Genomic DNA, 5,336 nt, shown 5'->3' with positions numbered 1-5,336 from the left:
TGATTTTGCGGTTCAAAGTAGCTACCAGTTCGTCTTATATACGCTACTTCTAATGGTGGTAATTTTTTTATAACAACTTTCATTTACATCTTCTCCCCTATAAATACGTACACTGTTTATTTAGCTTTATTTAATATTTATTCCTTCTTAAATAAAAAGAATTTTCTAATCACATAAAGTGAACCTTTAATCAGCGGGGGATAAATTTTAATTGTAATATAATTGATTACTACTACTAAAGTAGTATGTACTTTCATACTTTTATTTGATTTTAAATTCTTTTTAAATCGATATATTAATTGTAAGGAAATAAAAAGGTGGAGGATTTTAATTGATTAAAGGAATATACGAAGCACATTTACCAGTGAGTAATTTACAACAATCTATCGAATTTTATGAAAAACTAGGATTGAAGTTAGCCTGGAGCGATGAGTCAACAGCATTCTTTTGGATTGAGGATGGGAAAAGTTGGCTAGGATTATGGGCGGGCTCTGAATACGAAACAAAATATCATCCTTCTTTACGTCATATTGCATTTAGAGTTTCATATGAGGATTTAAAAGAATCATTACATTGGTTACACTCACTTCAAATTAAAACCGTTCCGTTTGGGAGTAATGAATCTATTGAACCCTTTGTCCGTCCACATCAAGGTAATGCATCTGTTTATTTTATTGATCCAGATGGTAATAGCTTAGAACTTATTTGTCATATTGTTGTACCTAATGCACTAAAACATATAACTAATAAATTATCATTTAAAGATTGGGAGACACTATTAGCTGACACATTTGAATGAATATAAGCTATAAATCATAATGGCTCGCCTTTATTTTTATAACATGTATAACAATCGTGAATAATAATGTCCTATCAATTTATCATTAAATAAATGTAAAAAATGACCCTATTTATTCATTTTTCATGCGTATGTATGTACATTTGTGAATTTATTCGATATATTATGGGTATTGAATGATTACGAAAAGTGTATAGGTCGCTTATATAACACCTTATATTTTTATATCCGTGAAAACTACAAAGTGTATGAAAATCCATTTGTCAAATGAATTTAGTGCGGAAGGAGGTTTGTGGTTACTTCATAGGGTATAATAATCAGTTTTTTACTGATAAAAATATAGGAGGCGACATAATGTTTCGTACGATTTCAAATTTCATGAGAGTAGCTGAGATAAGAAGGAAAATCCTTTTTACACTAGCGATGTTAATCGTTTTTCGAATTGGCACGTTTATTCCAGTTCCTCATACTAACGCAGAGGTATTAAAAGTACAAGATCAAGCTAACGTTCTAGGTATGTTAAACGTATTTGGTGGAGGAGCACTGCAACACTTCTCAATCTTTGCTGTAGGTATTACACCATATATTACAGCTTCTATCATAGTACAATTACTTCAAATGGATGTTATACCTAAATTTTCGGAATGGGCAAAGCAAGGAGAAATGGGCCGTAAGAAATCAGCTCAATTCACTCGATACTTTACAATCATTCTCGCATTCATACAGGCCATCGGAATGTCGTATGGCTTTAATAATATAGCTGGTGGACAATTAATAACAGATCAAAGCTGGACTACATACTTATTTATTGCGACAGTTTTAACTGCAGGTACTGCATTTTTACTTTGGTTAGGCGAACAAATTACCGCTAACGGAGTTGGTAATGGTATTTCGATGATTATCTTCGCAGGTCTCGTTGCCGCGATTCCAAATGTTGCAAATCAAATTTATTTACAACAATTCCAAAATGCTGGCGATCAGCTATTCATGCACATAATAAAAATTGTTTTAATTGGACTCGTAATTTTAGCGATAGTTGTTGGCGTTATTTACATTCAACAAGCTGTACGTAAAATACCGATACAATATGCAAAAGCTGTTTCAGGAAACAATCAATATCAAGGAGCAAAAAACACTCATTTACCTCTTAAAGTAAATAGTGCTGGTGTTATACCAGTTATCTTTGCTTCTGCATTTTTAATGACGCCGCGTACAATTGCGCAGCTCTTCCCTGATTCAAGCATATCAAAATGGTTAGTTGCAAATCTTGATTTCGCACATCCAATTGGAATGACACTTTATGTCGGTCTTATCGTTGCTTTCACATACTTCTACGCATTTATTCAAGTAAATCCTGAACAAATGGCTGAGAATTTGAAAAAGCAAAATGGATATGTTCCTGGTATTCGTCCTGGTAAAGCAACTGAACAATATGTAACTAAAATTTTATACCGTTTAACATTTATCGGTGCAATTTTCTTAGGTGCAATTTCTATATTACCGCTCGTATTCACGAAAATTGCTACGTTACCACCTTCTGCCCAAATTGGTGGTACAAGCTTACTTATCATTGTCGGTGTAGCACTAGAAACTATGAAGACGTTAGAAAGCCAGCTTGTAAAACGTCATTATAAAGGTTTTATTAAAAAAGTGAATTAATTATAAAAAACACAGTTGGTTATTTTTCCAACTGTGTTTTTTATTGTATCAGTCCTGTAATATACAGGGCTGTTGCTTTATTAAACTACATCTCCTTCTCTAATAACCGCCCTTTTTTGAAATAAGTCCGTAGTGTTGAACGATTGGTCAAGAATACACCTATCAATATAAAACAAGCCCCCATTCCCATTGTAGGATTTAAAGGTTCTCCTAAAATGATATATCCCACAATTATTGCAATTAATGGTGATACATATAACCACGTCGATGGAAATACTGGATTTGTTTTTGATAAGAGCCAGTAATATAATCCGTGTCCACCGATCGATCCGATAAATATGAGATATAAAATAGGCCATTGTACACTCCATGAAGTTAATACAGTTACATTTGGTTGTTCTACAATAATAGATGCGATTAGTAGTAAAATCCCTCCATAAAACATTTGAATACCGTTAATAAGAAATGGTGATACATTTGATAAATCTGAAAGTATTTCTTTCGAACGAATAGAGCCTATTCCGTAAAATAACTCTCCTATAACTAAAACAATACAAGCAATACTCCATATGAAACTTACTTGTTGATGCATTCCTGGTAAAGAAACAAATATAACACCTATTAGTGCGATAACTAAAGCAACGAGTTGCTCCTTTTGTAATTTTGTCTTATTCCTCTTTGCTTGTATTAACAATATCATCATTGGCCCCGTAGCAGAAAGAACAGCAGCTAATCCTGAAGAAATATATTGTTCTGACCAATACAAGCTTGCGAATGTCATGAATGTTAAACAAAATCCAGCATACATAATGCGTTTTGAAAATATATGTGGCATAATTTCTTTTCGCTTTAATTTAAAAATAATCATAAGGATTATGCCTGCTAAAAAGAATCGAATTCCTGCTGAAAACAACGGTGGCGCCCCTGCTTCAATTCCAATTTTTATTGTTAAAAATGTTGTCCCGAAAATAATACATACTAAAATGTAATTAAAAATGACCATTTTTCTTCCTCCTTTTTACTCTTAAAATGAGTATAGAGGGTATGGTGTATAACAGTGTATCAGTACATATAACAGTTACTTCAAGTTGTAGTTGATTCCCTATATATTTTTCGCTTTAATTAAATTAAAAAGAAAAATAGGTGAAACTATGAAGATTGTATTGCGTAAAGAATCAAACATACCGTATTACAAGCAAATATATATGCAAATTGTTGAAAGAGTACAAAGTGGTATGCTTTCACATGGTGAATCCCTTCCTTCTTTACGTTGTATGGCCACAGATTTACAAATCAATGTATTAACTGTTCGTAAAGCGTATAAACAGTTAGAAACGAAAGGGTATATACGCATCGAACATGGAAAAGGTGCTTACATATATAAACGTGTAAAGAAAGATTTCAAACCGATACCGTATAAATGGCAACAATCAAGATCTATTAATGTTATGCGTTCTCAATATGCAATGAATAAGCACCGTAAATATTATGATTTTTCACAAGCAATTCTGTATCCTCGTCTGTTACCAAATCCATTTTTGGCAGACGAAATGCATAAATTGCTAGATAAAAATCCGATGTTGTTAGCAACTTATGGGCCAGTTCAAGGCGATTATGAACTGCGAGTTGAAATAGCAAATTACTTAAATGAACACCAGAAATTAGTGACGGACCCATCTCAATTATTAATTACAAGCGGAGCACAACAAGGAATTGATTTAATTGCTCAAACATTATTAAAACCTGGAGATATCGTATTAGTAGAAAGTCCATGTTACAGTGCTGCGCTTGACGTTTTCATCAATAAAGGTGTTCAAATCATTCCTATTTCTCTTGATAATCATGGAGTTCGCTCCGACTTAATTGATGATATTTGTCAAAGTAAAAATCCTGTTTTATTGTATACAAATCCCACCTTCCAGAACCCGACAGGTACAGTAATGAGTAAAGAACGAAGAATGGAACTTATAGAACTAGCGGAGCTATATCAATTTTTTATCATTGAAGATGATTCTTTCGGAGAAATATATTTTGAAGGTGCTATAGTCCCACCACCAATCAAAAGTTTTGATAAGGATGGCCACGTGATATATATAAAAGGATTTAGTAAAACGTTAGCACCAGGACTCCGTATCGCAGTACTTTTTGCCGATGGTCCTATTTTTGAATGGCTATATGCAGTGAAAGGTTCCATGGATATCGGTAGTCCTTTATTAACACAGAAGGCACTTCTACCTTTCTTACGTGCGGAACGTATGAAAAATCATTTAGAAAAATTACGTACAGCTTTACAAATGAGACGTGATTTAACAATTGATATATTATCGCCATTAAAAGGACTAAACTTTGAGATACCAAATGGCGGTTTTAATTTATGGGTGACACTGCCTGATTGGATAGATCCCTTTACCTTATTACAAAAAGCAAATGAAGTAGATGTCTCTTTTTTACCAGGAACAGCTTGTCTATTAAACTACGAAACAAATGATAACCAATTAAGAATTAGCTATTCAATGTTAAACGAGAAAGATATGGCAATTGGATTAGAGAAATTACATGATACAATACGAAACAGTATTTGTTAGAAGTAATAACACAATAGCCAACAATAAATAATACCCGAAAATGACAATGTGTAGTATGGGCTATTATTTATTGTTGAGCTTTTTCGTTATTCTTAACAACCGATTTTAAAACTTGTCTTTCTTTCAATTCTTCAACACTACCATATTGATCAATAACAATTGCTTTCATTTACTCTCCTCCTTGCTGTTTATTTTAATAACATACAATTATTTCTCAAATTTTTTTGTCTTGAATTACCATATAATTATTTTTGGGGGTAATTATGCAAGAAGCATTATAAAGTGAAACTTTA

At 32.7% G+C, this 5,336-nt stretch carries 4 protein-coding genes and 1 pseudogene; 3 read left to right on the top strand and 2 right to left on the bottom strand.

Annotated features, from left to right (window positions below):
* Positions 1–83, bottom strand: a pseudogene (locus DN403_RS27925) (AraC family transcriptional regulator); the annotation flags it as partial.
* Positions 84–331: 248 nt separating this feature from the next.
* Here DN403_RS27925 and DN403_RS27915 point away from each other — a divergent pair.
* Both DN403_RS27915 and secY read left to right on the top strand, forming a co-directional pair.
* Positions 332–799 (top strand): VOC family protein, encoded by a 468-nt coding sequence (locus tag DN403_RS27915; RefSeq protein WP_000589638.1) that lies wholly within the window; start codon positions 332–334, stop codon positions 797–799.
* A 354-nt stretch (positions 800–1,153) separates the two neighbouring features.
* Positions 1,154–2,458 carry a preprotein translocase subunit SecY gene (gene secY, locus DN403_RS27910; RefSeq protein ID WP_000490132.1) on the top strand — a complete coding sequence of 435 codons (1,305 nt, stop codon included), beginning with the start codon at positions 1,154–1,156 and terminating at the stop codon, positions 2,456–2,458.
* Between the two features lie 85 nt (positions 2,459–2,543).
* Here the strand turns inward: secY and DN403_RS27905 are convergent, their stop codons facing one another.
* Complete coding sequence (locus DN403_RS27905; RefSeq protein ID WP_000234329.1) at positions 2,544–3,461, bottom strand: DMT family transporter; 918 nt, start codon at positions 3,459–3,461, stop codon at positions 2,544–2,546.
* A 148-nt stretch (positions 3,462–3,609) separates the two neighbouring features.
* Between DN403_RS27905 and pdxR the strand changes: the two genes are divergently transcribed.
* Positions 3,610–5,043 carry a MocR-like pyridoxine biosynthesis transcription factor PdxR gene (pdxR, locus tag DN403_RS27900; RefSeq protein ID WP_016077575.1) on the top strand — a complete coding sequence of 478 codons (1,434 nt, stop codon included), beginning with the start codon at positions 3,610–3,612 and terminating at the stop codon, positions 5,041–5,043.
* Positions 5,044–5,336: the final 293 nt, after the last annotated feature.

This window comes from Bacillus sp. AY2-1 (assembly GCF_008368965.1).
GTDB classification, from domain to species: Bacteria; Bacillota; Bacilli; order Bacillales; family Bacillaceae_G; genus Bacillus_A; species Bacillus_A thuringiensis_S.
The sequence above is the reverse complement of the archived record's forward strand: the minus strand, read 5'-3'. Positions and strand labels throughout refer to the sequence as shown.